28 protein-coding genes, 1 tRNA gene and 1 pseudogene are annotated in these 25602 nt (G+C 57.9%); 10 read left to right on the top strand and 20 right to left on the bottom strand.

Annotated features, from left to right (window positions below; genetic code table 11):
• Positions 1 to 2: 2 nt before the first annotated feature.
• From hscA to trmJ, 8 genes are all read right to left on the bottom strand, one after another.
• A complete protein-coding gene (hscA, locus tag BFP95_RS13555; RefSeq protein ID WP_065889994.1) occupies positions 3 to 1865 on the bottom strand; it encodes a Fe-S protein assembly chaperone HscA in 1863 nt (620 codons plus the stop codon).
• Between the two features lie 51 nt (positions 1866 to 1916).
• On the bottom strand, positions 1917 to 2438 hold the full coding sequence (hscB, locus tag BFP95_RS13550; RefSeq protein WP_065910303.1) for a co-chaperone HscB: 522 nt from the start codon (positions 2436 to 2438) through the stop codon (positions 1917 to 1919).
• An 8-nt stretch (positions 2439 to 2446) separates the two neighbouring features.
• The gene (gene iscA, locus BFP95_RS13545) at positions 2447 to 2770 is read right to left on the bottom strand and encodes an iron-sulfur cluster assembly protein IscA (RefSeq protein ID WP_003175963.1); all 324 of its coding nucleotides are present in this window, start codon (positions 2768 to 2770) and stop codon (positions 2447 to 2449) included.
• Between the two features lie 28 nt (positions 2771 to 2798).
• Positions 2799 to 3185, bottom strand: coding sequence for a Fe-S cluster assembly scaffold IscU (gene iscU / locus BFP95_RS13540; RefSeq protein WP_003175965.1), 387 nt, complete (start codon positions 3183 to 3185; stop codon positions 2799 to 2801).
• A gap of 99 nt (positions 3186 to 3284) precedes the next feature.
• Positions 3285 to 4499 carry an IscS subfamily cysteine desulfurase gene (locus tag BFP95_RS13535; RefSeq protein WP_065874523.1) on the bottom strand — a complete coding sequence of 405 codons (1215 nt, stop codon included), beginning with the start codon at positions 4497 to 4499 and terminating at the stop codon, positions 3285 to 3287.
• 49 nt (positions 4500 to 4548) lie between these two features.
• Positions 4549 to 5040: a Fe-S cluster assembly transcriptional regulator IscR gene (gene iscR / locus BFP95_RS13530; protein WP_065874522.1), complete on the bottom strand. Its 492-nt coding sequence runs from the start codon at positions 5038 to 5040 to the stop codon at positions 4549 to 4551.
• A gap of 302 nt (positions 5041 to 5342) precedes the next feature.
• Complete coding sequence (cysE, locus tag BFP95_RS13525) at positions 5343 to 6128, bottom strand: serine O-acetyltransferase (protein ID WP_065874521.1); 786 nt, start codon at positions 6126 to 6128, stop codon at positions 5343 to 5345.
• A gap of 2 nt (positions 6129 to 6130) precedes the next feature.
• Complete coding sequence (trmJ, locus tag BFP95_RS13520; protein WP_065874520.1) at positions 6131 to 6901, bottom strand: tRNA (cytosine(32)/uridine(32)-2'-O)-methyltransferase TrmJ; 771 nt, start codon at positions 6899 to 6901, stop codon at positions 6131 to 6133.
• A 145-nt stretch (positions 6902 to 7046) separates the two neighbouring features.
• Between trmJ and suhB the strand changes: the two genes are divergently transcribed.
• Positions 7047 to 7862 carry a type III secretion system regulator SuhB gene (gene suhB, locus BFP95_RS13515; RefSeq protein WP_003175971.1) on the top strand — a complete coding sequence of 272 codons (816 nt, stop codon included), beginning with the start codon at positions 7047 to 7049 and terminating at the stop codon, positions 7860 to 7862.
• Between the two features lie 225 nt (positions 7863 to 8087).
• On the opposite strand, the gene BFP95_RS13510 is transcribed toward suhB, so the two are convergent.
• From BFP95_RS13510 to queA, 6 genes are all read right to left on the bottom strand, one after another.
• Complete coding sequence (locus tag BFP95_RS13510; protein ID WP_015885750.1) at positions 8088 to 8630, bottom strand: glycine zipper 2TM domain-containing protein; 543 nt, start codon at positions 8628 to 8630, stop codon at positions 8088 to 8090.
• A gap of 124 nt (positions 8631 to 8754) precedes the next feature.
• Entirely contained in the window at positions 8755 to 9669 is a 915-nt protein-coding gene (secF, locus tag BFP95_RS13505; protein WP_065874519.1) for a protein translocase subunit SecF, read from the bottom strand.
• Between the two features lie 9 nt (positions 9670 to 9678).
• Positions 9679 to 11547: a protein translocase subunit SecD gene (secD, locus tag BFP95_RS13500; protein ID WP_065874518.1), complete on the bottom strand. Its 1869-nt coding sequence runs from the start codon at positions 11545 to 11547 to the stop codon at positions 9679 to 9681.
• Between the two features lie 62 nt (positions 11548 to 11609).
• Positions 11610 to 11948 (bottom strand): preprotein translocase subunit YajC, encoded by a 339-nt coding sequence (yajC, locus tag BFP95_RS13495; RefSeq protein ID WP_003175975.1) that lies wholly within the window; start codon positions 11946 to 11948, stop codon positions 11610 to 11612.
• A gap of 43 nt (positions 11949 to 11991) precedes the next feature.
• Complete coding sequence (tgt, locus tag BFP95_RS13490) at positions 11992 to 13107, bottom strand: tRNA guanosine(34) transglycosylase Tgt (protein ID WP_175403018.1); 1116 nt, start codon at positions 13105 to 13107, stop codon at positions 11992 to 11994.
• Positions 13108 to 13112: 5 nt separating this feature from the next.
• Positions 13113 to 14162, bottom strand: coding sequence for a tRNA preQ1(34) S-adenosylmethionine ribosyltransferase-isomerase QueA (gene queA, locus BFP95_RS13485; RefSeq protein ID WP_065874516.1), 1050 nt, complete (start codon positions 14160 to 14162; stop codon positions 13113 to 13115).
• A gap of 108 nt (positions 14163 to 14270) precedes the next feature.
• Between queA and BFP95_RS13480 the strand changes: the two genes are divergently transcribed.
• The 8 genes from BFP95_RS13480 (at position 14271) to BFP95_RS13445 (ending at position 18960) form a co-directional block, all read left to right on the top strand.
• A tRNA-Leu gene (locus BFP95_RS13480) sits at positions 14271 to 14355 on the top strand.
• Positions 14356 to 14520: 165 nt separating this feature from the next.
• Positions 14521 to 15762, top strand: a complete 1242-nt coding sequence (locus tag BFP95_RS13475; RefSeq protein ID WP_065910301.1) for a tyrosine-type recombinase/integrase — start codon at positions 14521 to 14523, stop codon at positions 15760 to 15762.
• 246 nt (positions 15763 to 16008) lie between these two features.
• Positions 16009 to 16947, top strand: coding sequence for a hypothetical protein (locus tag BFP95_RS13470; protein ID WP_065910299.1), 939 nt, complete (start codon positions 16009 to 16011; stop codon positions 16945 to 16947).
• Positions 16948 to 17029: 82 nt separating this feature from the next.
• The gene (locus BFP95_RS13465; protein ID WP_026078127.1) at positions 17030 to 17284 is read left to right on the top strand and encodes a helix-turn-helix transcriptional regulator; all 255 of its coding nucleotides are present in this window, start codon (positions 17030 to 17032) and stop codon (positions 17282 to 17284) included.
• Positions 17281 to 17586: a hypothetical protein gene (locus tag BFP95_RS13460; protein ID WP_065910297.1), complete on the top strand. Its 306-nt coding sequence runs from the start codon at positions 17281 to 17283 to the stop codon at positions 17584 to 17586. The genes BFP95_RS13465 and BFP95_RS13460 overlap by 4 nt, the downstream gene beginning before the upstream one ends.
• 530 nt (positions 17587 to 18116) lie before the next feature.
• Entirely contained in the window at positions 18117 to 18401 is a 285-nt protein-coding gene (locus BFP95_RS13455; RefSeq protein WP_065910295.1) for a hypothetical protein, read from the top strand.
• Positions 18398 to 18670 (top strand): DUF3077 domain-containing protein, encoded by a 273-nt coding sequence (locus BFP95_RS13450; RefSeq protein WP_065910293.1) that lies wholly within the window; start codon positions 18398 to 18400, stop codon positions 18668 to 18670. Before BFP95_RS13455 ends, BFP95_RS13450 begins: the two co-directional genes overlap by 4 nt.
• Positions 18667 to 18960 (top strand): hypothetical protein, encoded by a 294-nt coding sequence (locus tag BFP95_RS13445; protein ID WP_065910291.1) that lies wholly within the window; start codon positions 18667 to 18669, stop codon positions 18958 to 18960. The genes BFP95_RS13450 and BFP95_RS13445 overlap by 4 nt, the downstream gene beginning before the upstream one ends.
• A gap of 431 nt (positions 18961 to 19391) precedes the next feature.
• Here BFP95_RS13445 and BFP95_RS13440 read toward each other — a convergent pair whose 3' ends face one another.
• From BFP95_RS13440 to BFP95_RS13415, 6 genes and pseudogenes are all read right to left on the bottom strand, one after another.
• Positions 19392 to 20603 carry a DUF3883 domain-containing protein gene (locus tag BFP95_RS13440; RefSeq protein ID WP_065910289.1) on the bottom strand — a complete coding sequence of 404 codons (1212 nt, stop codon included), beginning with the start codon at positions 20601 to 20603 and terminating at the stop codon, positions 19392 to 19394.
• A 15-nt stretch (positions 20604 to 20618) separates the two neighbouring features.
• Positions 20619 to 20969 (bottom strand): nucleotide pyrophosphohydrolase, encoded by a 351-nt coding sequence (locus BFP95_RS13435; RefSeq protein WP_065910287.1) that lies wholly within the window; start codon positions 20967 to 20969, stop codon positions 20619 to 20621.
• 1 nt (position 20970) lies between these two features.
• The gene (locus tag BFP95_RS13430) at positions 20971 to 21183 is read right to left on the bottom strand and encodes a hypothetical protein (RefSeq protein WP_065910285.1); all 213 of its coding nucleotides are present in this window, start codon (positions 21181 to 21183) and stop codon (positions 20971 to 20973) included.
• A gap of 154 nt (positions 21184 to 21337) precedes the next feature.
• A pseudogene (locus BFP95_RS13425) lies at positions 21338 to 23509 on the bottom strand (TonB-dependent siderophore receptor).
• A gap of 92 nt (positions 23510 to 23601) precedes the next feature.
• Positions 23602 to 24567 (bottom strand): FecR domain-containing protein, encoded by a 966-nt coding sequence (locus BFP95_RS13420; protein WP_083207108.1) that lies wholly within the window; start codon positions 24565 to 24567, stop codon positions 23602 to 23604.
• Complete coding sequence (locus BFP95_RS13415; protein WP_065874510.1) at positions 24564 to 25100, bottom strand: sigma-70 family RNA polymerase sigma factor; 537 nt, start codon at positions 25098 to 25100, stop codon at positions 24564 to 24566. The genes BFP95_RS13420 and BFP95_RS13415 overlap by 4 nt, the downstream gene beginning before the upstream one ends.
• Before the next feature lie 168 nt (positions 25101 to 25268).
• Between BFP95_RS13415 and BFP95_RS13410 the strand changes: the two genes are divergently transcribed.
• Positions 25269 to 25598: a hypothetical protein gene (locus BFP95_RS13410; RefSeq protein WP_065910283.1), complete on the top strand. Its 330-nt coding sequence runs from the start codon at positions 25269 to 25271 to the stop codon at positions 25596 to 25598.
• Positions 25599 to 25602: the final 4 nt, after the last annotated feature.

Raw genomic sequence — 25602 nt, 5'->3', positions numbered from 1 at the left:
AATTATTCCTCGAGTTCATTCAGGTTGCGCCCCGCCAGGGCGGCTTTTACCGACTGGTCCATACGGCGGGCGGCAAAGGCATCGGTCACTTGCGACAGACGCTTGGTCTGTTGCTCGATGGCGTAGCCATCGGTGCCTTTCATCAGTTCGGCCAGCTCCTGCATCTGCAGGTCGATAACCATGCGCTCTTCGGCGTCCAGCAGGCGCTCGCCGTCCGCATCCAGGGCACCCTGCACGGCTTCGAGCAGGCGCTGGGCATCGACTTGCTGCTCACGCAGTACGCGGGCGACCTTGTCGTCACCGGCGTATTGGAACGAATCCTTGAGCATCTTGGCGATTTCGCCGTCGGTGAGGCCGTAGGACGGCTTGACCTGGATGCTGGCTTCAACGCCCGAAGCCAATTCGCGCGCAGCGACACTGAGCAGGCCATCGGCGTCGACCTGGTAGGTCACGCGGATCTTCGCGGCACCGGCCACCATCGCCGGAATGCCGCGCAACTCAAAGCGCGCCAGGGAGCGGCAATCGCTGATCAGCTCGCGTTCGCCTTGCAGCACATGAATCATCATGGCCGTCTGGCCATCTTTGTAAGTAGTGAAGTCTTGGGCGCGGGCGACGGGGATGGTGGTGTTGCGTGGGATCACCTTCTCCATCAGGCCGCCCATGGTTTCCAGCCCCAGGGACAGTGGAATCACGTCAAGCAGAAGCAGTTCGCCACCATCACGTTTGTTGCCGGCCAGGGTATCGGCCTGGATTGCAGCGCCAATGGCGACCACTTGATCCGGATCGATTTCGGTCAGCGGTTGGCGACCAAAGGCCTCGGCGACAGCGTCGCGAACACGTGGCACGCGGGTAGAACCGCCAACCATGACCACGGCACCGACATCTTCCAGCTCGACACCGGAATCACGCACAGCGCGGCGGCAGGCCTTGAGGCTACGAGCGACCATCGGCTCGATCAACGAATCGAAGGCTTCGCGCGTCAGCTGGGCCGACCAAGTGCCGTAGGACACTTCAACGGATACAGCCTCCGTCAGCGCTTCCTTGGCGGCACAGGCAGTTTGCAACAGGTTGCGCTGTTCGCCCGGGTCGAGGTCGGCAGACAAGCCGGCACTGCTGATGATCCAGCCCGCGATGGCGTGATCGAAGTCATCGCCACCCAAGGCGGTGTCACCACCGGTGGCCAGCACTTCAAAAACACCGCCGGTCAGGCGCAGGATCGAAATATCAAAGGTACCGCCGCCCAGATCGTAAATCGCGACCAGGCCTTCGGCATGCTGGTCCAAACCGTAAGCCACAGCGGCTGCGGTCGGCTCGTTGAGCAGGCGCAACACGTTCAGGCCGGCGAGTTTCGCCGCGTCCTTGGTCGCCTGGCGCTGGGCGTCATCGAAATACGCCGGCACGGTGATCACAGCCCCTACCAGTTCGCCGCCCAAGGTGGTTTCTGCACGCTGGCGCAGCACCTTGAGAATATCGGCCGACACTTCCACCGGGCTTTTCGGGCCCTGGACGGTATCGATAAACGGCATATGGGATTCGCCGCCGATAAAGCGGTACGGCAGTTGGTCGCCCAGTTGCTTGACGTCGGACAGCCCACGACCCATCAAGCGCTTGACCGACAGCACAGTGTTCAAAGGATCGGTAGACGCTGCCAATCTGGCCGACTCACCGACTTCGGTGCGATCAGCGTGGTAACGCACGGCAGACGGCAGGATCACCTGGCCATCGGCGTCGGGCAGCGGTTCGGACAGGCCGCTGCGCAAGGCAGCAACCAGAGAATTGGTAGTGCCCAGGTCAATACCGACCGCCAGGCGACGCTGGTGCGGTTGGGGGCTTTGGCCGGGTTCGGCGATTTGCAGTAGGGCCATGGTAATCAGGTCTTATCTGTCTATCAGGCGTGCATCACGGGCAGCACTGGGTTAATCGTCGAGGCGCTCTTCTAGCTGGCGCACTTCGTAGGAGAGCTTGTCGAGGAACTGCATGCGCCGCATCAGGCGTTCGGCCTGTTCGCGTTGCGCTGCATCATTCCAACAAGCTGCGAAGCTTTCGTTGAGCTCATCCTGGGCCGCTTTCAGACGACGTTTGAAGACTGCGACACCCGCCACATCGGCTTCGTCCTGCAAGTCTTCGAGTTCTTCGCGCCACTGCATCTGCTGCATCAGGAAGTCGGGGTCGTGCACCGTGACTTCAAGCGGCAACTCGCCACCATTCATTGCGAGCAGATAGCGCGCACGTTTGGGCGGGTTTTTCAGCGTCTGATAGGCCTCATTGAGGCTGGCCGATTTCTCCAGCGCCAGGCGTTGCTCACGCTCGGAAGCGTCAGCGAAGCGGTCCGGATGCACTCCACGCGCCAGTTCTCGGTAGCGCGTGGCAAGCTGCTCGAGGTCCAGCCGAAAGCTCGGCTGCAGCTCGAATAAAGCGAAATGACAAGGAGTGCCCACGAATAGCCTCAGATGTTGAAGCTTTCGCCGCAGCCACATTCACCGCGTACGTTGGGGTTGTTGAACTTGAAGCCTTCGTTCAACCCTTCCTTGACGAAATCGAGTTCGGTGCCGTCCAGGTAGGTCAGGCTTTTAGGGTCGATGATCACTTTCTCGCCGTGACTTTCGAACACCTGGTCTTCCGCAACCACCTCGTCGACAAACTCCAGCACGTAGGCAAGGCCGGAACAGCCCGTGGTGCGAACACCCAGACGAATCCCCTCACCTTTACCGCGCCCATTCAGGGAGCGGCGAATGTGCTGCGCAGCCGCTTCTGTCATGCTGATAGCCATCGTTGACTCCTTACCTGTCGCCAAATGCTTAGATCAAGCCTTTCTTCTGCTTGTAGTCGCGAACGGCCGCCTTGATGGCGTCTTCAGCGAGTACCGAGCAGTGGATTTTCACTGGCGGCAGGGCCAGTTCTTCGGCCAGCTGGGTGTTGCTGATAGTGACAGCCTCATCCAGGGTCTTGCCTTTCATCCATTCTGTCGCCAGGGAGCTGGAGGCGATGGCCGAACCGCAGCCGTAGGTCTTGAACTTGGCGTCTTCGATAACGCCAGCGTCGTTGACCTTGATCTGCAGGCGCATCACATCGCCGCACGCCGGAGCGCCGACCATGCCGGTGCCGACATCAGGGTCTTCCGCGTTCATCTTGCCGACGTTGCGCGGGTTTTCGTAGTGGTCGATGACCTTTTCGCTGTAAGCCATGGTACTGAATCCTCACTCATCAGGGCCGCTCTGGAACCCTGTAGAAACGCCTGCGTTTTCCGCCACGTTGCTACAGAGCTGGGGTGGCGGCTTCTATAGTTAGTGTGCCGCCCACTCGATCTTGGAAATATCGACACCGTCTTTGTACATGTCCCACAGCGGCGACAGAACGCGCAGCTTGTTGACAGCTTCGCAAACTTTTTGCGCGGCGTAGTCGATTTGCTCTTCGGTGGTGAAGCGGCCGAACGTAAAGCGGATCGAGCTGTGTGCCAGTTCGTCGTTGCGGCCCAGGGCGCGCAAAACATACGAAGGCTCAAGCGAGGCCGAGGTGCAGGCCGAGCCGGACGAAACCGCCAGGTCCTTGAGCGCCATGATCAGCGACTCGCCTTCGACATAGTTGAAGCTCAAATTCAGGTTGTGCGGTACACGGGCGGTCATGCTGCCGTTGATGTACAGCTCTTCAAGGTTCTCGACCTGCTTATAGAAGCGATCGCTGAGTGCCTTGATGCGCACGTTTTCGGCAGCCATGTCTTCCTTGGCTACGCGGAAGGCTTCGCCCATGCCGACGATCTGGTGGGTCGCCAGGGTGCCCGAACGCATGCCGCGCTCGTGACCGCCGCCGTGCATGGTCGCTTCAATGCGCACGCGAGGCTTGCGGCTCACGTACAGCGCGCCGATGCCTTTAGGACCGTAGGTCTTGTGGGCAGAAAACGACATCAGGTCGACTTTCAGTTTCGACAGGTCGATATCGACCTTGCCGGTGGACTGAGCAGCGTCGACGTGCAGCAGGATGCCCTTGGAACGGGTCAGCTCGCCGATGGCCGCGATGTCGTTGATGGTGCCGATTTCGTTGTTCACGTGGATCACGGAAACCAGGATGGTGTCTTCACGCAGCGCGGCTTCGATCATGGCCGGGGTGACGATACCGTCGGTGGTTGGCTCGAGGTAGGTCACCTCGAAACCTTCACGCTCCAGTTGGCGCATGGTGTCGAGGACAGCCTTGTGCTCAATCTTGGTGGTGATCAGGTGCTTGCCTTTGGTCGCGTAGAAATGCGCCGCGCCCTTGATTGCCAAGTTGTCGGACTCGGTGGCACCGGAGGTCCAGACGATTTCACGCGGGTCTGCGCCAACCAGGTCGGCGACCTGGCGACGGGCGTTCTCGACCGCTTCCTCGGCTTTCCAGCCGAATACGTGGGAACGGGAGGCAGGGTTGCCGAAGTTTCCGTCAACCAGCAGGCATTCGCTCATCTTTTGCGCGACACGCGGATCTACCGGGGTGGTCGCTGAGTAATCAAGGTAAATCGGCAATTTCATGGACTTTCTCCTAATCAGGCTGGCTGGCGTGCCGTTAGCTCTTCGGCTGTCACTCGACGGCGGACGCTTCAATCTTGTCCAGACGCGGCGCCTTGGTGTTGCAACGGCGCTGGTCCTGACGCTGGGCTACTTCTTGCACCTCACGGCGAGTCACAAGATCAGCCAAGCTGATACCACTCAAAAACTCATGGATCTGCAGGCTCAGATCGCACCACAAGTGGTGCGTCAGGCAGGTGTCGCCGGCGTGGCAATCACCCTGGCCCTGGCATTTGGTCGCATCGACGGATTCGTTGACCGCGTCGATCACCTGAGCCACCTGGATGCCCTGCATATCGCGGGACAGTTGATAGCCGCCACCTGGACCACGCACACTGGAAACCAGATTGCTACGGCGCAACTTGGCGAACAGCTGCTCGAGGTAGGACAGGGAAATGCCTTGGCGCTCGGAGATATCGGCCAGGGACACAGGCCCAGTTTGCGCGTGCAAAGCCAGGTCAAGCATGGCGGTCACCGCGTATCGGCCTTTTGTAGTCAGTCTCATGGACAAGTACCAAGGTGTTTCAGAATGGGAGCAAGTATGCGATTCCCGAGTATTTAAGTCAACTATAAGACCTAGTACTTTAGTCAGGATTACCCGTAAAAAGGGCGCGCGAATCATAGCAGGATGGGGTGGGGACGAACAGCGGCAACAAGGTCGAACGGAAATTGCGAGACCAGAGGACATCAAATGTGGGAGCGGGCTTGCTCGCGAAAGCGGTGAATCAGTCGATATCCCTGGTGACTGACACTCCGTATTCGCGAGCAAGCCCGCTCCCACATGGGTTTTGCAGCGGTCTTTAGACCTTAGCTGGCCTTGGTGGTGGCGGCTTCGTCCTTGATCTCGGCAAAATCCTCTTCGCGCAATTCGGGCAGATCTTTGGCGCAGTAAGGGCTGCCAAGGTCTTTCAACGCACCGCACATACCCTCCAGCTTGCCGTCCACCGCTTGCAGGTGGTCGAGCAACTGGCCAATGGCGCGCGCGACCGGGTCAGGCATGTCTTCGCTGACACCATAGGCATCGAAACCGATCTTCTCGGCCATGGCCTTGCGCTTGGCTTCTTGCTCATCACCGGCTTCCGGCTTGACGATGATTCGGCCAGGGATACCGACAACGGTAGCGCCAGGCGGCACGGCCTTGGTCACCACGGCATTGGAACCCACCTTGGCCCCGGCACCGACGGTGAACGGGCCGAGCACCTTCGCGCCCGCCCCTACCACTACGCCATCGCCCAGCGTCGGGTGGCGCTTGCCCTTGTTCCAACTGGTGCCACCGAGGGTCACGCCCTGGTACAGCGTCACGTCATCGCCAATCTCAGCGGTTTCGCCGATGACGATCCCCATGCCATGGTCGATGAAGAAGCGACGCCCGACTTTGGCGCCGGGATGAATCTCGATCCCGGTCAACCAGCGGCCAAAGTTCGACACCAACCGCGCCAGCCATTTCCAACCCATGCCCCACAAGGCGCCGGACAGGCGGTGAATCCAGATCGCGTGCATGCCGGGGTAGCAGGTCAGCACTTCAAAGGCGTTGCGCGCCGCCGGGTCACGGTGGAAAACACTCTGGATATCTTCTCGCAAACGCTCGAACATTTTTAATCCTTCCGCTTAAGAAGCTCGCCACGGGCCGCTTTCTGGGTTTCCGTGAGGATGCCACGCAATATATTCATTTCCGCTCGGCTCACCGAGCTACGCCCGTACAGGCGACGCAGGCGCGCCATCAAGTGCCGGGGCTTGTCCGGATCGAGGAATTCGATGGCCACGAGGGTTTGCTCCAAGTGCTCATAGAATCGCTCCAACTCGTCCATGGTGGCCAACTCGCCACTTTTGGTCGATGCAACTTCATCCTTTTCCACTTTACTCGGCTGACCTTCGGCGGCCAGCCAAGCCATGCGCACTTCGTAAGTCAACACCTGCACCGCTGCCCCGAGATTCAGCGAGCTGAACTCAGGGTCTGATGGAATGTGCACGTGGTAATGACATCGCTGCAGCTCTTCATTGGTCAGGCCGGAGTCTTCACGGCCGAATACCAAGGCGATTTCCGCGCCGCCGGCGGCCTCTTCCACCACTTTGGTGCCGCACTCGCGCGGATCCAGCAGAGGCCAAGGGATGCGACGGTCGCGGGCGCTGGTGCCAAGCACCAGGTTGCAGCCGACCAGCGCGTCTTCCAGAGTGGCGACGACCTGAGCTTTTTCCAGGAGGTCATTGGCGCCGGACGCGCGAGCATCGGCTTCGTGGTGCGGAAACAGGCGCGGCTCGACCAGCACCAGGCGCGTCAGACCCATGTTTTTCATGGCTCGCGCCACCCCACCGATGTTGCCGGGATGACTGGTATTGACCAAGACGACACGAATGTTTTGCAGCAAGGGAGGCGCTCTCGGACACGGGAAAGGGGAGCAAATCTTACAGAACAGCCTAAGGTTATGCCATGAAAGCTAACGTCGTCCTTCACCTGAAGAAAGTTTCTGCTAAACTGCTCGGCTTTCTTTAACAACCTTAGGTGACCTATCCATGCAGCCCATGCTGAATATCGCGCTGCGCGCCGCCCGCAGCGCCAGTGAATTGATCTTCCGCTCCATCGAGCGCCTGGATACCATCAAGGTCGACGAAAAAGACGCCAAGGATTATGTATCCGAGGTGGATCGCGCCGCCGAACAGAAAATCATCGACGCCCTGCGCAAGGCCTACCCTACCCACGGCATTCTCGGCGAAGAAACCGGCCTGCACAAAGGTAGCGGCGAAGGCGAAGACTACCTGTGGATCATCGACCCACTGGATGGCACCACGAACTTCCTGCGCGGCATCCCGCACTTTGCCGTGAGCATCGCGTGCAAATACCGTGGCCGCCTGGAACACGCTGTTGTGCTGGACCCGGTCCGCCAGGAAGAATTCACCGCCAGCCGTGGCCGTGGCGCCCAACTGAACGGTCGTCGCCTGCGCGTCAGCGGTCGCACCAGCCTCGACGGCGCCCTGCTGGGTACCGGCTTCCCGTTCCGTGACGACCAGATGGACAACCTGGAAAACTACCTGGGTATGTTCCGCGCCCTGGTTGGCCAGACCGCTGGTATCCGTCGCGCTGGCGCAGCGAGCCTGGACTTGGCTTATGTGGCTGCTGGTCGTTTTGATGCATTCTGGGAGTCGGGCCTGTCCGAGTGGGACATGGCGGCAGGCGCACTACTCATTCAAGAAGCTGGCGGCCTGGTGAGCGACTTCACCGGTGGTCATGACTTCCTGGAGAAAGGCCACGTGGTTGCCGGCAACACCAAATGCTTCAAGGCAGTGCTGACGGCGATCCAGCCGCACCTGCCGGCTTCGCTGAAGCGCTAAGCGAGCAGGCACAAAAAAGCACCCTTAGGGGTGCTTTTTTTATGCCTGGGATTTGAGGTTTGCCGCAACTCCAGCAACAACACAAATCAATTGTGGGAGAGGGCTTGCCCCCCGATTGCAGTGGGTCAGCACCTAATAAGCTGACTGACCCACCACTATCGGCGGCAAGCCCCCTCCCACATTTTTGAACTCACACAATTTTTTGCATCTGTACCAGGCTTGGGATTACTGCTGGTTCTGGCCCAGCACCAAGCGCCCTTCCTTGTCGACTGGAATCTGGCCGCCTGGATCACGATCCATACGCACCGAGCCTTCCTTGCCATCCAAGGTGTAACGCACGTCATAGCCGACAACCTTGTCGCTGATATCGTTGACGGTGTTACAGCGAGTCTGGGTAGTGGTGTAGGTATCGCGGTTCTGCATGCCTTCCTGAACCTTGTTACCGGCATAACCACCGCCGACCGCACCGGCTACGGTTGCCAGCTTCTTACCATTGCCGCCACCGACCTGGTTGCCCAGCAGGCCACCGGCCAGCGCACCGACCACGGTACCAACGATCTGATGCTGATCCTGCACCGGCTTCTGCCGGGTTACCGCGACGTCCTTGCAGACCTCTCGCGGGGTTTTGATCTGGGTTTTCACCGGCTGCACCGCCAGCACTTGCGCATACTCAGGGCCGCTTTTTACCAGGCTGTAGGTGGCGACAGCACCCCCGGCAGTCACACCGACAGCACCCAATACCGCACCAACCAGTAACGACTTGTTCACGTTGAACCTCCTGACCATCACAAACGGACCGAACGATCCGCGCTATACCCAGCCTTGGAGCAAAAAAAAAGGCACGAGTTCAATACTCGTGCCTTCTTTGTAACAGCAAGTCAACGACACCCCATCAAGGGCGGTCGTCAACCTCCTTGCCGGTAGCGGCAGGAGGGATCAAGTCTTCGCTGTTGAGGTTCAGCCAGATCAGCACCACGTTGGCAATGTAGATCGACGAGTAGGTACCCGCCAGCACGCCGATGAACAGCGCCAGGGAGAAGCCCCACAGGTTGTCGCCGCCAAAGATCATCAGTGCCGCAATCGCCAGTAAGGTGGAGATTGACGTCGCCATGGTCCGCAGCAGGGTCTGCGTGGTGGAGATATTGATGTTCTCAATCAGCGTCGCTTTGCGCAGTACCCGGAAGTTCTCACGAACCCGGTCGAATACCACGATGGTGTCGTTGAGCGAGTAACCAATGATCGCCAGCACGGCCGCCAAAACGGTCAGGTCGAAGGTGATCTGGAAGTAAGCCAGGATGCCAACGGTCACGATCACGTCGTGGATCAGCGAAACAATGGCGCCGACACCGAACTTCCACTGAAAGCGGAACGCCAGGTAAATCATGATACCCGCCAGCGCCATCAGCATGCCGAGGCCGCCCTGGTCGCGCAGTTCTTCACCGACTTGTGGGCCGACGAATTCGACGCGCTTAACCGATGCCGGGTTGTCGCCGCCGACCTTCTGCAAGGCTTCGGCGACCTGGTGACCCAGTTGCGGGTCTTCGCCCGGCATACGCACCAGCAGATCGGTGGTCGCCCCGAAGTTCTGCACGATGGCTTCGTGATAGCCGGCCTTGACCAGCTCGTTGCGCACCACGGTAACGTCGGCCGGCTTCTCGTAGGTCAGCTCAATGAGCGTACCGCCGGTGAAGTCCAGCCCGTAGTTCAGGCCCTTATGGAACCAGCTGAACAGCGCCAGAACGGTAAGGAGCACAGTGGCGCCGAACGCAATATTGCGAACGCCCATGAAGTTAATTGTACGTAACATGGCAGCCCCTTAAATCCACAACTTCTTGAAGTCACGCCCGCCATAGATCAGGTTGACCATTGCGCGGGTCACCATGATGGCCGTGAACATCGAGGTAAAGATACCGAGGGACATGGTCACCGCAAAACCCTTGACCGGGCCGGTGCCCATGGCGAAGAGAATCCCACCCACCAACAATGTGGTCAGGTTGGAGTCGAGAATCGCGGTAAATGCCCGGCCGAAGCCTTCGTTAATTGCACGCTGTACGGTCATACCATTGGCGATCTCTTCACGAATCCGCGAGAAGATCAGCACGTTGGCGTCTACCGCCATACCCATGGTGAGCACAATACCGGCGATACCCGGCAAGGTCAGCGTAGCACCCAGCAGCGACATCAGCGCCAGCAGCATGATCATGTTGCCCGCCAGGGCCACGGTGGCGATGACACCGAAGAAGCGGTAGATGGCAATGATGAACAGGGACACGAACAGCATCCCCCACAGGGACGCATCGATACCTTTGGTGATGTTGTCCGCCCCCAGGCTCGGGCCGATAGTACGCTCTTCAGCGAAGTACATCGGCGCAGCCAGGCCACCGGCACGCAGCAGCAAGGCCAGTTCCGAGGATTCGCCCTGGCCGTTCAGGCCAGTGATGCGGAATTGAGCACCCAGCGGCGACTGGATGGTCGCCAGGCTGATGATCTTCTTCTCTTCCTTGAAGGTCTGTACCGGTACGTCTTTCTCTACGCCGTTGACCATTTGCTTGGCGTAGGTGGTGATCGGACGTTGCTCGATGAAGATCACCGCCATGCTGCGACCGACGTTGCTGCGCGTGGCGCGGCTCATCAGTTCGCCGCCGTGGCCATCCAGGCGGATGTTCACTTCAGGGGTACCGTGCTCGCCAAAACCCGCCTTGGCGTCAGTCACCTGGTCACCGGTGATGATCAAGCCACGCTCGATCAGCGCTGGAGGACGGTTACCTTCGCGGAACTCGAACTCTTCGGAAGTGGCGCGGGTAGCACCCGGCTCAGCCGCGAGGCGGAATTCCAGGTTGGCGGTTTTACCCAGGATACGCTTGGCTTCAGCGGTGTCCTGTACGCCCGGCAGCTCAACCACGATGCGGTTGGCACCCTGGCGCTGAACGATCGGCTCGGCCACACCCAGCTCGTTGACGCGGTTACGTACCGTGGTCAAGTTCTGCTTGATGGAGTATTCACGGATTTCCGCGATCTTGGCCGGGCTCATCGCCAGACGCAGTACAGCCTGGCCATTGAGGTCAGCCGGTACGATATCGAAATCGTTGAAGTTCTTGCGGATCAGCGCACGGGCCTGTTCGCGGGAAGCTTCGTCAGAGAAGCCCAGCTGGATGGCACCGTTGAGCTGCGGCAGGCTGCGATAACGCAGGCGCTCTTTACGCAACAGGCTCTTCACGTCGCCTTCGTAGACTTTCAGACGGGCGTCGAGGGCTTTGTCCATATCGACTTCCAGCAGGAAGTGCACACCACCGGACAAGTCCAGACCCAGCTTCATCGGGTGCGCGCCAATGCTGCGCAGCCATTGTGGCGTGGTCTGTGCCAGGTTTAATGCAACGACGTAGTCGTCACCCATGGCCTTGCGCACGACATCTTTAGCCGGCAATTGGTCTTCTTGCTTGGTCAGGCGCAACAAGCCGCCTTTCGAACCAGCCGCCAAAGTTGCCGCTTTAACCTGAATGCCCGCGTCAGTGAGCGCTTTGCTCGCACGGTCCAGATCAGCCTGATTGACCTGCAGCGAAGTGCTGGCGCCAGAGATCTGGATCGCAGGGTCATCAGGATAGAGATTGGGAGCGGAATAAATAAAACCGATCGCCAGCACCGCCAGGATCAGTACGTATTTCCACAGAGGGTATTTGTTCAGCATCACGCCGCCCGCTTATAACGCGGGGCGCCTTGCGCGCCCCGTCGATTGGTAAAGGTTGTTACTTAGATCGCTTTGAGCGTGCCTTTTGGCAGCGTGGCAGCGATGGCGCCCTTCTGGAACTTCATTTCTACGGTGTCGGAGACTTCCAGCACCACGAAAGCATCGGAAACCTTGGTGATCTTGCCAGCGATGCCGCCGGTGGTCACAACTTCGTCGCCTTTCTGCAGGCTGCCCAGCAGGTTTTTCTGCTCTTTGGCGCGCTTGGCCTGTGGGCGCCAGATCATCAGGTAGAAGATGACCAGGAAGCCGACCAGGAAAATCCACTCGAAACCACCGCCCATAGGGCCGGCAGCAGCAGGCGCAGCGGCGTCAGCCATGGCGTTAGAGATAAAAAAGCTCATTTAGCACTCCAGTTGCAAATAGTGAATCTTAGGGTCGGAAAACTCAGTCCAAGGGCGGCACAGGGAGCCCGCGCTTGGCATAGAAGGCATCGACGAAGGCGGCCAATGTACCCTGTTGAATAGCCTCGCGCAAACCAGCCATCAGGACTTGGTAATGACGCAAATTGTGGATGGTATTCAACATGCTACCCAGCATTTCCCCGCACTTGTCCAGATGGTGCAGATAAGCACGGGAGAAGTTCTGGCAGGTGTAGCAATCACAGGTGGGATCCAGCGGCGAATCATCATGGCGATGGAACGCGTTACGGATCTTCAGCACGCCTGTATCAATGAACAGATGCCCATTGCGGGCATTACGGGTTGGCATCACGCAATCGAACATGTCCACACCGCGGCGCACACCCTCTACGAGATCTTCCGGTTTGCCAACGCCCATAAGGTAACGAGGTTTTTCAGCGGGCATCAGGCCCGGCAGGTAATCCAGCACCTTGATCATCTCGTGCTTGGGCTCGCCCACCGACAAACCGCCGATGGCCAGGCCGTCAAAGCCGATCTTGTCGAGGCCCTCCAGCGAGCGTTTACGCAGGCTTTCATGCATGCCGCCCTGGACGATACCGAACAACGCCGCCGTGTTGTCGCCGTGGGCATTCTTCGAACGCTGGGCCCAACGCAGGGACAACTCCATGGAAATCCGCGCGACGTCTTCGTCAGCCGGGTACGGCGTGCACTCGTCAAAAATCATCACGATGTCGGAGCCCAGGTCGCGCTGCACCTGCATCGACTCTTCCGGGCCCATGAACACCTTGGAACCGTCGACCGGCGAGGCGAAGGTCACGCCCTCCTCCTTGATCTTGCGCATGGCGCCCAGGCTGAACACCTGGAAACCACCGGAGTCAGTGAGGATCGGGCCTTGCCACTTCATGAAGTCATGCAGGTCGCCATGCTTCTTGATCACTTCCGTGCCCGGGCGCAGCCACAGGTGGAAGGTGTTGCCGAGGATAATCTCGGCACCGGTGGCGACGATGTCGCGCGGCATCATGCCTTTAACGGTGCCGTAGGTACCCACTGGCATAAAGGCCGGGGTCTCCACGGTTCCGCGTGGAAAGGTCAAACGGCCGCGGCGAGCTTTACCATCCGTGGCCAGCAATTCAAACGACATACGACTCATGATTGTTCCTCTGGGCCGCGCGGCGCCGGATTGCGGGTGATAAACATCGCATCACCGTAGCTGAAAAAACGGTACTCGTTAGCGATGGCGGCTTGATAAGCGGCCATGGTTTCCGGGTAACCGGCAAATGCCGACACCAGCATCAACAGTGTGGATTCCGGCAAATGGAAGTTGGTCACCAGGCAATCGACCACATGGAACGGCCGGCCTGGGTAAATAAAGATATCGGTGTCGCCACTGAACGGCTTGAGCACGCCATCACGCGCCGCACTCTCCAGCGAGCGCACGCTGGTCGTCCCCACCGCCACCACTCGCCCGCCACGCGCCTTGCACGCGTTAACCGCATCCACGACGTCCTGGCCGACTTCCAGCCACTCACTGTGCATATGGTGGTCTTCAATGTTATCCACACGCACCGGCTGAAACGTACCGGCCCCCACGTGCAGGGTCACATAAGCGGTCTCGACGCCCTTGGCGGCAATCGCATCCAGCAGCGGCTGGTCAAAATGCAGCCCGGCCGTCGGCGCAGCGACGGCACCGGGGCGCTGGGAGTACACCGTCTGATAGCGCTCGCGGTCCGCGTCTTCGTCGGGGCGGTCTATATAAGGAGGCAACGGCATATGGCCGACGCGCTCCAGCAGCGGCAACACCTCTTCGGCGAAATTGAGCTCGAACAGCGCATCATGACGCGCCACCATCTCGGCTTCGCCGCCGCCATCGATCAAGATGACCGAGCCCGGTTTCGGCGACTTGCTGGAGCGTACATGGGCCAGCACACGATGGCTGTCCAGCACCCGCTCCACCAGAATTTCCAGCTTGCCGCCGGAAGCTTTCTGGCCAAACAGCCGCGCCGGAATCACCCGGGTATTGTTGAACACCATCAGATCGCCTGGGCGCAAATGCTCAAGCAAATCAGTGAATTGACGGTGTGCGAGGGCACCGCTCACCCCGTCCAGGGTCAGCAGTCGACTGGCGCGACGCTCGGCCAAAGGGTGGCGAGCGATCAGCGAATCAGGGAGCTCAAAAGTAAAGTCAGCAACGCGCATGATGGGGTTCGTCTAGCAGGGCCGGGAAGTCTAGCGGAAATAGTGAAAATTGACCATGAAACGTGATTGACCAACGGTAATCTCATCTCTATACTTCGCCGCCATTGAGCCCTGATGGCGGAATTGGTAGACGCGGCGGATTCAAAATCCGTTTTCGAAAGAAGTGGGAGTTCGATTCTCCCTCGGGGCACCATATAGCAGTATCTGAAAGTCTCTACCAGGCTTTCAGGCCCAAAGAAACCGGCTACTTGAGCCGGTTTTTTTGTGTCTGGCTATCTACCTCTGTATCCCCTTATCCGTTGTATCCCTGTATCCCTGCTTGTATCCTGAGAAAAATACCGAACTTTGGGATACAAGGATGAAGCGCGCAGATATCAAGCGCCGCCCTCTCGCAGACACGACGCTTGCAGGGCTGGAGCCGGAGTCAAAGGAATACAGGGAGCTAGACGGAAACGGCCTCTACTTCAGGGTCAAACCTGATGGTGGTAAATCCTGGCAGCTACGCTACAAACGTCCGGCGGGCAATTGGGCCTGGATGGGGCTCGGGGGTTACCCAGAGGTCAGTGGTGCGCTGGCAAGAGAGAAAGCTGCCGATCTACGCAAAGTAGTGAGTAGCGGCGCAGATCCCCTTGAGCAGAAACGATCTGCTAAAGCTGCAATCGATGCGGCCAAGGCTCGAACGTTTCGAGCTGCTGCTGAGGCCTGGCTCAAGGCTAAAGAAGAAAAGGGCCTCGCACCCTCTACCCTTCACAAAATCCGCACCTACCTCGACAAGGACATACTCCCGGCATTGGGAGATAAGCCCCTCGACGAAATCACCCGTACCGACTGTGCAGATCTCCAAGCATCCCTCGAAGCTAGAGACGCTCACAACGTGGCGGAAAAGTGCCGCACCTGGATCAACCAAATATTCGGCCGAGCGATTGGTTTAGGACTCACCGAAAACGATCCGGGCAGCCGCCTTCGCGACATTGCCGCCCAGGCGCCCAAGACTCAGCAGCATCCACACTTGCTGGAGCCTGAACTCGCTGAGTTCCTCCAAGCACTCAAAAACACTCCGAGCAGACTGACGGCACGTACCGCCGCATGGCTTTGTATCTGGACGGCCTCCCGCCCAGGCATGGTCCGCTTGGCTGAATGGAAAGAGTTCGATCTTGAGAAGGCCATTTGGACGACGCCTGCTGCCAAGATGAAGATGCGTCGGGATTTTGTATGCCCCCTTCCCCACCAAGCCGTTACAGCACTGAGGGATCTGCACTGTTTAACGGGACGGAGTCGCTGGCTTTTCCCCGGCGTCGGAGCAAAGAACCCAACCATCAGCGAAAACACAATTAACAAAGTCTTCGCTACCATCGGCTACAAAGGGCGTCTAGTAGGACACGGTACTCGACACACCGCGAGCACGTTACTTCGAGAACATGGCTGGCCAAAGGAACATGTTGAAGCGCAGTTGGCTCACAAAGAAGAAGGCATCTCGGGGGTATACAACAAGGCCCAATACTTTGAGCAACGCGTAAAAATGATGCAATGGTACGCCGATCACCTTGATTCCCTAGAGGCCGGAAATGTAGTGCAAGATCAATTTGGGAAGGCCGTGTGAAGCCGTCAACCCTATACCTCCTCAAAAATCGTGTTACGGGTGTTACGCGTGTTACGTCGCCCAATAACCCATTGTATTTATTGAATATATTCAGCGTTACACGCGCTGAAAAAATTCTGAGCACCACGTGTTACATGGTGGAGTCGTGTTACAGAACCGCCACACCCGCGACCCTGCTGGCATCCGCGTTTTTATCCGCAAATCGCTGCGTTAGCACACTGACCTCGGGGCGTCGGGGAGACCTAAATGGACATTGAGCGAGGCATCGAGGCAGAGGAGCTAGAAATTGCAGGCGTCGACGTAACGTGCCTGGTGTGGGATCAGGACGAAGTCGAGATTGCCGTTCGCAATCTTGTGCTGTTTCCGCAGTTCAACGAACACTTCAAAGATGCCTTCGATCTGATCAACACCGCTACATCGTTCTGGCTTGAGGACGGCTCCTACGCTCCGTGCGCAGAGTCGGTAACAAGAACCCTTTATCGACTTCGCGATCCAATTCGCGAGCATGCCAGTTATGCAGAGGCAGGCTCATTGCCCAGTGTCATTCGACGGTTTCTTGGGGTGAGTCATTCCGCAGCAGACTCACAGCTCGTGGCGACCTTTGCCCTGGTACTGGGAACCCAGGCAGTGGAGACGCTTGCAAATTGGCTATTCGACCTTGAGCTTGCGACCTACGGCATTGATGCAGATCTCATAGAACAGCTGAAACATGACTCACCACGCCAGTACCTTGCCCTGATTGAAAAAGAGCGAGACCGCAGTAGCGGAAACGAAATCCGAGCACGAGAAAACTTCGCTACGTTGTTAGGTGAGGCGAACCAGGCTTTGTTGATGGCGAGCCTTTATCGTCAAGTGGAGCAGATGGATGTGTTTAAAAAAGGCTTCAACACATCAAGCCTGATGCATCGAATTCTCGACGACGCTTTTTCGACAAAGGCGACGAGAAGGGGCCAGGAAGCAGGTAATGGGAACCGTAATCCCAACTCAGCGATACAGACCTCCGCTACGGATAGGCGGGCAAAAATTAAGGCAGCCGCAGAGCAAATCATTAGCGGCCGGAAAAGTGAAAAACGTAGTCTGTCCGATGCTGAACTGACCAATATTCTTTTCGAACGGAAGAGCCACGGCACAAAAAAAACCATTCGAGAGCATTTGACCGCTCTGGGCCTTAGACCTTTGAAATAAAAAAGGGAGCGGACACAGTCCACTCTCCCTCCCCTGCGTAGCGTATGACCCGTTGTCTCAATTAACAAAGGGTTAGCTCGATATGACTACAGTATTAAAAGCAATTCCCTCGCATGACCCCTCCATGACCCTCATCCGCATGCCCGAGGTCATTTCAATCGTAGGGCTCGCACGCCCGACTATCTACAAGCTGATGCGTCAACCTGAAAGCGGATTCCCGTTGCCGGTGAAGCTGAGTAACAGCAATGCTCGAAGTGCTCCGGTTGCGTGGGTATTGGGGGAAGTGCAGGCATGGACCCGAGCACGCATCGCTGCCCGCGATCAGGTGGCAGCATGAAAAATCGATCTGCCAACAGGGCAATCCTGCAGCCCTTTTCTGTACTCAGAAAAGTGGGTTTCTCATCACGCGGTATGCAGCGTTTTGAACGTTACCGCACGGAGCAAAAACGCCTTAATCGGGACGTCATGGTGATGCGATGGAGAGATGGCATCTGGTGCGCATTGTCAGTTCCTTGCCAAGCCCCGCAAGCAATCATCGTCGACGAAGGCCAACAAATCGACGCCTACGAGGATGCGCGCGCCTGCCTCGAAGGCGACCTGTTGCCCTTTGTCTCCCTGCGCTGGGAAGTCCATGCCTGAAACGAAAACGCCCCCGGCGGCAACCGGAGGCGTTGAGGTAAATCTACATGCCTGAGCAATTTATGCCGCATCGAAAAAATCTGCAAGTGATCTGCACAGTTGCACTTTCAAAAAACGGACGTTACTCTCTGGCCGTCGCTGCAAATTCAGCAACCGGGTTTGGCGACCCGATCTACAATAGGCGCACAGGCGCCCCCATTACGATTGCAGGCGCTTTTTTTGTGCCCGCATTCACGTGTTATGGCGGCTGTGCGTGGGAGACCTTCGGGTCTGCCGGGTTCCTATTGTCCCGGTTCGCCAACCTGCGCACAGCTGCCACCCTAATTCGTTTGGCGACGAAGTGTGGCAGCTCCTCAACAATAGGAGTTTCGCCCCATGCACGCCCTCAATCCGTCCAAAATTCGCGCTGCTGCTCATCGAGCAATGGCTCTCGCCGCTTTACACGCCAACTCCAGCCTCGCTACACGTCTTTCTCGTTACAACGCCCATATGTCAAAGGCTCGCGCCCTCGAAGCCGCTGGGGGTGCCCAATGAGCATGCTCCCAGGTTTTTCACTGCCCGAGGACCTGCTCTGCGTCAGCCAGGAAGCCGAAGCTGGTATTCCCATCGATGCCATCACCTGCGCCCTCGACCGTGCCGATTCAGTTCTGATGCTGCTGGAAGATCATTTAGACGGTGATAAACCCGCGCTCTCCAACCGTGTGCTGTCATCCGTTATTTGGGACGTGCGCGGCACTTTGGGCTTGATCAAAACACTCGCTTTGTACGGTGACGCCTCCTCTGTGCCAATGGGCCAGAAAGGCGGTGCCATGTGAACACTGCCACTACTCTCGGGCGTGCCGAATTCTCCTGTGCTAACGACACTCATCAGAAACTATTCCGAGTGAATGCAGGCGTGCCCCTTGAGGATGCGCTTGAAGCAATTTCACTGTTCCAGCACTACGCCAATCAACTGACCCTCGATGCTGCCATGAGTAACGAGGGCGAGCGTTTCAGTTGGCCGGCGTTCTACCTGGGCGAGATGGCAAAAGCACTGATCGATGACGTCAACGATGCGCTGTATGCAGCGAGGACTACGCCATGACTCAACGCACCGGCAACACCTCAAAACGTCCCAGCTTTGCCGACGTAAAAATCGCTGCCTTGAAGAACATCGACCGCGTGCTTGCTCAATGGCTGCCGAACGGCAAACGCGTCGACGGCGGCAAGGAATACACAGCACCTAACCCCCTAGCCCCTTTAGTATTACGCCTTCAGCGAATCGAGGTGGGGCACGCTCTTGGCTTTGGTTCGATGGTGGGGACCCTGAAGTATTCTTCCAGGTACGGGGTAGAAACCCGCATGATCGTGTCAGTGGAGAGGTGCCCAGCTTAGTGAACAGGTGAACCGGGCGAACTGCTGTTCACCAGTGCATTTGCCCTATGAATCGAAAAGCCGCTGGGGACCCTGGGCATTTCGGATAGACACGGGGCATAAAACCCGCCGGATCTCGTTAGTGGCTGGGCTCCAAAGTTAGTTGACTGGTTGACCGAGTTGACCAGGACAATCGTTCACTATCCTGAACGAAACCCATGACCGTTACAGATCCGGTAAGGATGGCCTTTTCTCTTCAAGATCCTTTCAATTTCAACGTTGAAATTTCAGTAAGCTGGTGCGACTGCCGCTACCACGATCCCGCGGGTTTCATGCCCCGTGTGACCAACAAATCCTCAGGGGCCCCGGCGGGTTTGAGGCGTCGAGGGCGAACTCCTGAGTTATTCTCGCTGCACCTAACACCTGGATCAGTAGCGAGCACTATCACATGCTCACTCAAACTGATCAGGCTCAATACCTACATTCACTCGATAGCTCACCGGGGTTTTGGGCATGCTCAATAGCTCGTCAGCAGACAGCCTGTAATCCTGGTACGTTAGCTTGCGCATATCCAGAGAGTGAATCCGTACAATCTCATAACTCTGGGGGTTATCTGCCGCAAAATTCACCTCATTCTCAGAGATAAAGAACGCGGTGTTTGCATCTCCCGAGGTGGTTTTGACCTCTAGGTAATACGGGATCACACCTGAGCCTGTGTCTCGCACAGAGCGGATGTCATAGCCTGCACCGTCCCCTTCAGTTACCGGCAAATGCACAACCTGGCTAACGTACTCATCACCAAGCGCGATACGCACACGATGCTTTTCTCTCTCAAATACCAGCAACTCACCTGCAAGCCCGAGGCTTTGATTATTAGCAGCCTCCTGTAGGTAATCTCTCTTACGCAGAGATTTGCCTTTCAGCTCAGAAGTAGATGGGAGCTTGGCTTTACTCTTTGTCGGGAGGCGCGTGCCCTCATAGGTAAAGGCCGAAGGATCAAAGTCGACGGTTGACGACGGAGCGACAATCGGTTGACTAGCGGCACCATAGACAATGTGAGTTGCCAATCCCGCTTGAACCTTGAAGAGCCCGGCAAGCTTGGCGGCATTATTCTTCAGACGCCCGCCAGTGCCCATTGGGGCATATGTAAAGCCAACATCCTTCATAGCGTTGAGGGTCAAGCGATTGTTTGCCAAGTGCGCAATATGAATGCCCAGGTCAAGTTTCTCTTCCGCACATCCTTCAATCATAGCCTGCACTGTTTGCGCAGGAATTTGGTCCACATTCCCTAACCAGAGCACATCGGAAAAGTGCACTAAATTGGGCCACATCATGGGGGAGGAGACGTTCGAGCTTTGGCTTTCGATCACTTCGGAGAGCCAGCGAGGTTCCGTCTTTTTTGAAATACGCTCAACAATCCCAGCCCCAATGAAGCCAGAAGTCTTCGTTTTTGGACTATGCCCTATGACGAAGTTGTCGTTCGGTGGAATCGCCTGAAAGACCAGAACATCCCCCTCTTTCAGCTCGCTCCAAACACTTTCCTTATCAGCATCGAAGCCCCAAAACCCTGTGGCTAAGGTAGTCAGCCAATGCTCTATCGGGCCATTGGCCTTGCGGGCTTCACCCTTTGCAATTCCCTCAAAAATCCGTGAAGTGATGTCCATACCTAATTCATGTCCTTAGAGCTCGTTGTATTTTTTGGCATTCCCGCGAGCTTTATCAGCCGGGTATTTATCAGCGTTGATTTTCAGCTTCCGGTCAACTGCAACCTGCAGGTCCAGAGAAAGAACATCAGCAAGACGCAATAGATACAATGTTACGTCGGCAATTTCCTCCTCAATCCTGCGCATGCGATCAGCATCATCCTTGACCGAGCGAGCCTGCTCATCAGTTAACCATTGAAAATTCTCAAGCAGCTCCGCCGCCTCCACTGCCAGAGCAGAAGCAAGGTTCTTGGGAGTATGGAACTGCTCCCAATCTCGTTCCTTCGCAAAGTCACGCAGTTGCTGCTGGACCTTCACCACGTCCATCTCATATCCCCCTGCCTATCATTTCGAAATAGCTTCCATTAACCGGGCCGTCATTGCCCATCGGCACAATCGTGCTCAGGTAGAAGACGAATACGGCGAGGCCCAAAAGCGCAGCGGCCAATATCAGGCTGAAAATCAGGAAAGCTTTGCCTTGGCGGAACGTCGCGATCAGTTCGCCCGTGGTGGCTGGGGCATGAGTGGGAGATGGTTGCATGGGTGTTTGCGTCCTTGTCAGTGGGTAAAGTGCGGGCTGTCAACGCAGCGCCAAATGAGCCTTGTACCCGGTCATCTGTGTGACCGGGAAGCCTGGCACTGCGCGTAGGAACATGGCTAATTAATATCGTTCCTTGGTCGCCGCAACTTAATCCTCAAAACGTGTATTTGAAGCTCGTCATGAAGTTACGCGGCGCACCGTAGACGCTCCAGCTATCGGCGTAGGCGTAATAACTGCGATCAAACACGTTGTTGACGTTCAACGTCGCACTGAGGTTTTTACTGATTTCATACCGCGCCATCAGGTTGGTCAGCGCATAACTGCCTTGCTCAAACGTATGCAGATCCTGCCCTGTCTTGCTTTGCCAGTTGACCCCGCCGCCCACGGTCACTTTGTCGAACACGCCCGGCAGGCGATATGTGGTAAACGTCTTGAGGCTATGCCGCGGGCTGGTGGTGACGATGCGTTCGTCATCCTGGTTGGTACTTACGCTGTAGGCGTAACCCGCCGACGCTTGCCAGCCTTCGCTCAGTTCGCCGTTGAGTTCCAGCTCGACGCCTTGGGTGGTCGTTCCTTGCTCCAGGCGGTAGATGTCCGGGCTGCGCACGTAGACCGCGAGGTTGTCCTGGTCGATCTTGAAGAGTGCCAGGCTGGCGTTGAGTTTGTCGTCGTTGAAGCTCCCCTTGAGCCCCACTTCATAACCGGTGACGGCGGTGTTGTCGGTAACGTGGAAGCGTGAGGTCAGGTAGGCCGCGTACTGGTTTTCTTCGATGTGGGTTTTGCCCACGGGTGTGGTGTCCGGGCGGTTGGCGCCGCTGCCGTTCCAATTGAAGATGTTCGGCACGGTGCCGTTATAGCCGGTCCAGGGGCCAAACCAGCCGCCGTGGCTTGGGGTGTTTTCCTCGTAGCGCGACATCGTGACGCCGGCGATCAACTCATGCTCGCGCCCGAACAGGTTGAACGGCCCGGTGAGGTAGGCGTCGAGGTTGTTCTGCCGTGGCGTGCCGGACCAGCGGTTGGGATACAGGTAGGCGCCCTGCCCGGTGGCTTGGTCGATATCACCGTTCATGTAGTTGATCAGCTCATCGAACTCATTCTGGGTATGGCTGACTTCCACCTTGCCGCTCCAGCCGTTATCGAACTGATGCTCGATGGAGGTGAAGACATTGGTCTGCTTGCGGTCGTTGTAGGCCCAGTCCGGTGCGCTGTTGGCAGAGCGGCTGAAGTGGGTGCGGTTGCCGTTGCTGTAGAACATCTGGAAACCAGTACGCAGCGGGTCGTTGACCTGGTTGTTGATGTAGCTGAAACCCACCGTGAGCATGGTCGCTTCGCTGAGGTCGAACTCGGAAATGCCGTAGACCAGTTGGGAGTCGGTGTTGACGCGGTCGACCCAGGAGTTCTGTTTCTTGTAGTCCACCACCAGGCGCCCGCGGATATTGCCGCTGTCGTTCAGCGGCCCGGACACATCAAAACCGGTGCCGTAGCGATCCCAACTGCCGGCCTCGCCGGTGATGCTGGCTTGGGCCTCGGCGGTAGGACGCTTGCGGATCAGGTTGATGGTCGCCGAGGGCGTGCCCGAGCCGCTGATCAGGCCGGTGGCGCCGCGCACCACTTCAACGCGGTCGTACATTGCGGTGTTTTGCGTGGTGTTGTCCAGGCGCGCCGAGGTGGGTACGCCGTCGATTTCGAAGTTGTTGATCTGGAATCCACGGGACCAGTACGTATCGTTCTCTGCACCCACACCGACGCGCAGTACGGTGATGCCCGGCGTGGCTTCCAGCACTTCGGTGAGGTTGGTGAGCTTCTGGTCGTCGAGGCGCTGGCGGGTGATGACGGTGAGCGATTGCGGGGTTTCTTTCTGGGTCAGGTTCAGCCGCGTCGAACTGCTGGACGAGTAGGTGGTGTACAGCCCGGTACCTTCGGTGGTGGAGCCCGGCGCCATGCCGGAAATCGACACCGCGCCCAGTTGCAAGGCGCCGCCTGCGCCAGGCTATAGTTGATAGCGCCCTTCGCCGGTCTGCACCACCGTCAGTTCACTGCCCGCCAATAACGTTTGGAGTGCCTGCTCAACCGTGTAGCTGCCACGCAGCGCCGGGCCAGACTTGCCGGCGGTCAGCGCAGCATTACCGGCCAGGTAGATACCGGCCTGCGCGGCGAGCTGGTTGAGTTGATCGGCCAGGGCGCCGGCGGGCAGATCGTAGGTCTGGACGCTCGACTGTTCAGCGGCTACCGCCTGTGGCGCCATGCTCAGGTAGGCGGGAATCGCCAAGGCGAAAGCGATAGCCAGCGTTAAAGGTTGTGGTGAGTTACGCAGGAATGAGGACATAAAACAGTTCCGGTCGAAGGAGGCATCAAGCCGTTGTCCTTCTCTAATTCGAATGAAAAATCAAAACCGGAAGCCTGAATGCAAAAAAACCGTCAGCGCGGAACCACCGTGGTCCACCAGGCAAATCGACGCTCGATGCGCACGGGCAGTACCTGCTCAAGCATGGCCAGGACCTGATCGGTGTCTTGCAGCGGGTAGGTGCCCATCACCCGGAGATTGGCGACCTGTGGATCGATTCCCAGATGGCCATGGCGATAACTGGCCAGTTCACCGATAAAGTCCTCCAGACGCATATCGTTCGCCATCAACACGCCCTTTGCCCAAGCCTCACGCCCCGGCTGCGCGCGTTGCGTTGCGGCCAGACGCTGTCGGTCGAAGGTAACGCCCTGCCCGGCCGGCACGATGCGGGTTTGATGGGTATCAACGCAGGTCGCCTCCACGCTGCCTTCAAAGACATTGAGCAAGGTGCGGCCGTCCTGTTCACGCACGCTGAATCGTGTACCCAGCGGACGCAAGCGGCCGTGGGGCGTGTCGACAACAAAAGGCCGGCTGTCCTTGCCGGTGTTGATCAGGATTTCGCCGCTGTAGAGCTTCAACTCGCGCTGGCCGGCGTTGAAGTTCACATCCAACGCCGTGCCGCTGTTGAGCCAGATGCGCGTACCGTCGGCTAAAAGCTGCTCGCCCAGCACTGTGGTGCTCGTATGGAAATCCGTATTCCAGGCCCCCGGTAACCAACGCTGCTGCCAACTGCCCCACCCCAGCAACGCGCCACCCATGACCACCGACAACCCACGCAACACCTGACGCCGCGAACGCTGGGAATGGCGCAAATTCTCCAGCGTCTTATTGGCCCCCGCGACATCTTCCTGCAACGGCGCAAATCGTTGCCCTACGCGTGCGACATAGCTCCAGGCCAGGCGATTGGTTTCACTGTGTCCATGCCATTGGCGCCAGGCCTCATGCAGTGGCAAGGCGTTGGGCTCGGCACTCAGGCGGGCGAACCAGTCAGCGGCTTGTTGCAGGGTGGCATGGTCGAGGCCGCCGGGGTGGGTGTTCATGACAAGGCACCGTCCAACTCGGCCTCCAGCACCATGCACTGGAACATGGCCTGGCCGATGTATTTGGTGACGGTGCGCTCACTCACGCCAATGCGCGCCGCGATTTCGCGATAGCTCAAGCCCTCGATCTGGGCCAGGCAGAACGCCTCGGACACCTTGGCCGGCAAGCGATCGAGCATCGCCTGCAAATGCACCAGAGCCTCCAACACCAACGCGCGGTGTTCTTCCGACGGCGCGCATTCCTCAGGTCGGCTCGCCAACACCTCAAGCCAGGCTTGCTCCACCTGCTTGCGTCGGAAAAAATCCACGCACACATTGCGTGACAAGGTGCTGAGGTACGCACGCGCGTGCCCCTCGCTGCCAAATTCGCGCGGATGGCTCAACAGCCTGACAAAGACATCGTGAGCCAGCTCGGCGGCATCACTGACATTGCCGAGTTTTCTGGCCAGCCAGCGTTGAATCCAGCCGTGATGGGCCGAATACAGGCTGCCAACGCTGAAAGGTGCGGCGACGGACTCGGGAAGCGGGGGCATACAAAGCCCTACGAATAAGAATTGTTCCCAATGGTAATGAGAAAAAGTGGCCACCACAACGAGCAAAAGCGACCGCACCGCAACAGACGGCATACAGCCCCGGGTCTTTTTTTTCAGCCATAGAACAGGGATCATCGCCGTCCCCCCAAAGCCCCAGGAACCGAGACCATGGAATTGACGCTGGAAGCGGTTGCGCTCTTCGCACTGAAACTGGTGCACGAGACGGACGGCGGCAGCCCGCTTTTGCGCGATGATCTGGTGATGGATGGGTATGAGCGGGAGGTGTTTGGGTTGTTGGTGCGGCAGGAGAATTTGGCGGTTATTCAATCCAAAATAGCGGAATGTGTTGATCAAGCACTGAGTGCATTGGGCGGGGCCGACACGGTAATGGGCCGCGAACTGCAGAGGCTGGCAGCTGACGTGCAAAACGCAGATCAGCTCGATGAACTGCGTGCACCGCTAACCAACCTCAGGGATTACCTCAAAGACATCCAGTAGGCGA

Source organism: Pseudomonas sp. 58 R 12, assembly GCF_900005865.1.
Classification (GTDB): domain Bacteria; phylum Pseudomonadota; class Gammaproteobacteria; order Pseudomonadales; family Pseudomonadaceae; genus Aquipseudomonas; species Aquipseudomonas tritici.
Note: the sequence above shows the minus strand (reverse complement) of the source record. Positions and strands in the feature narration are given on the sequence as shown.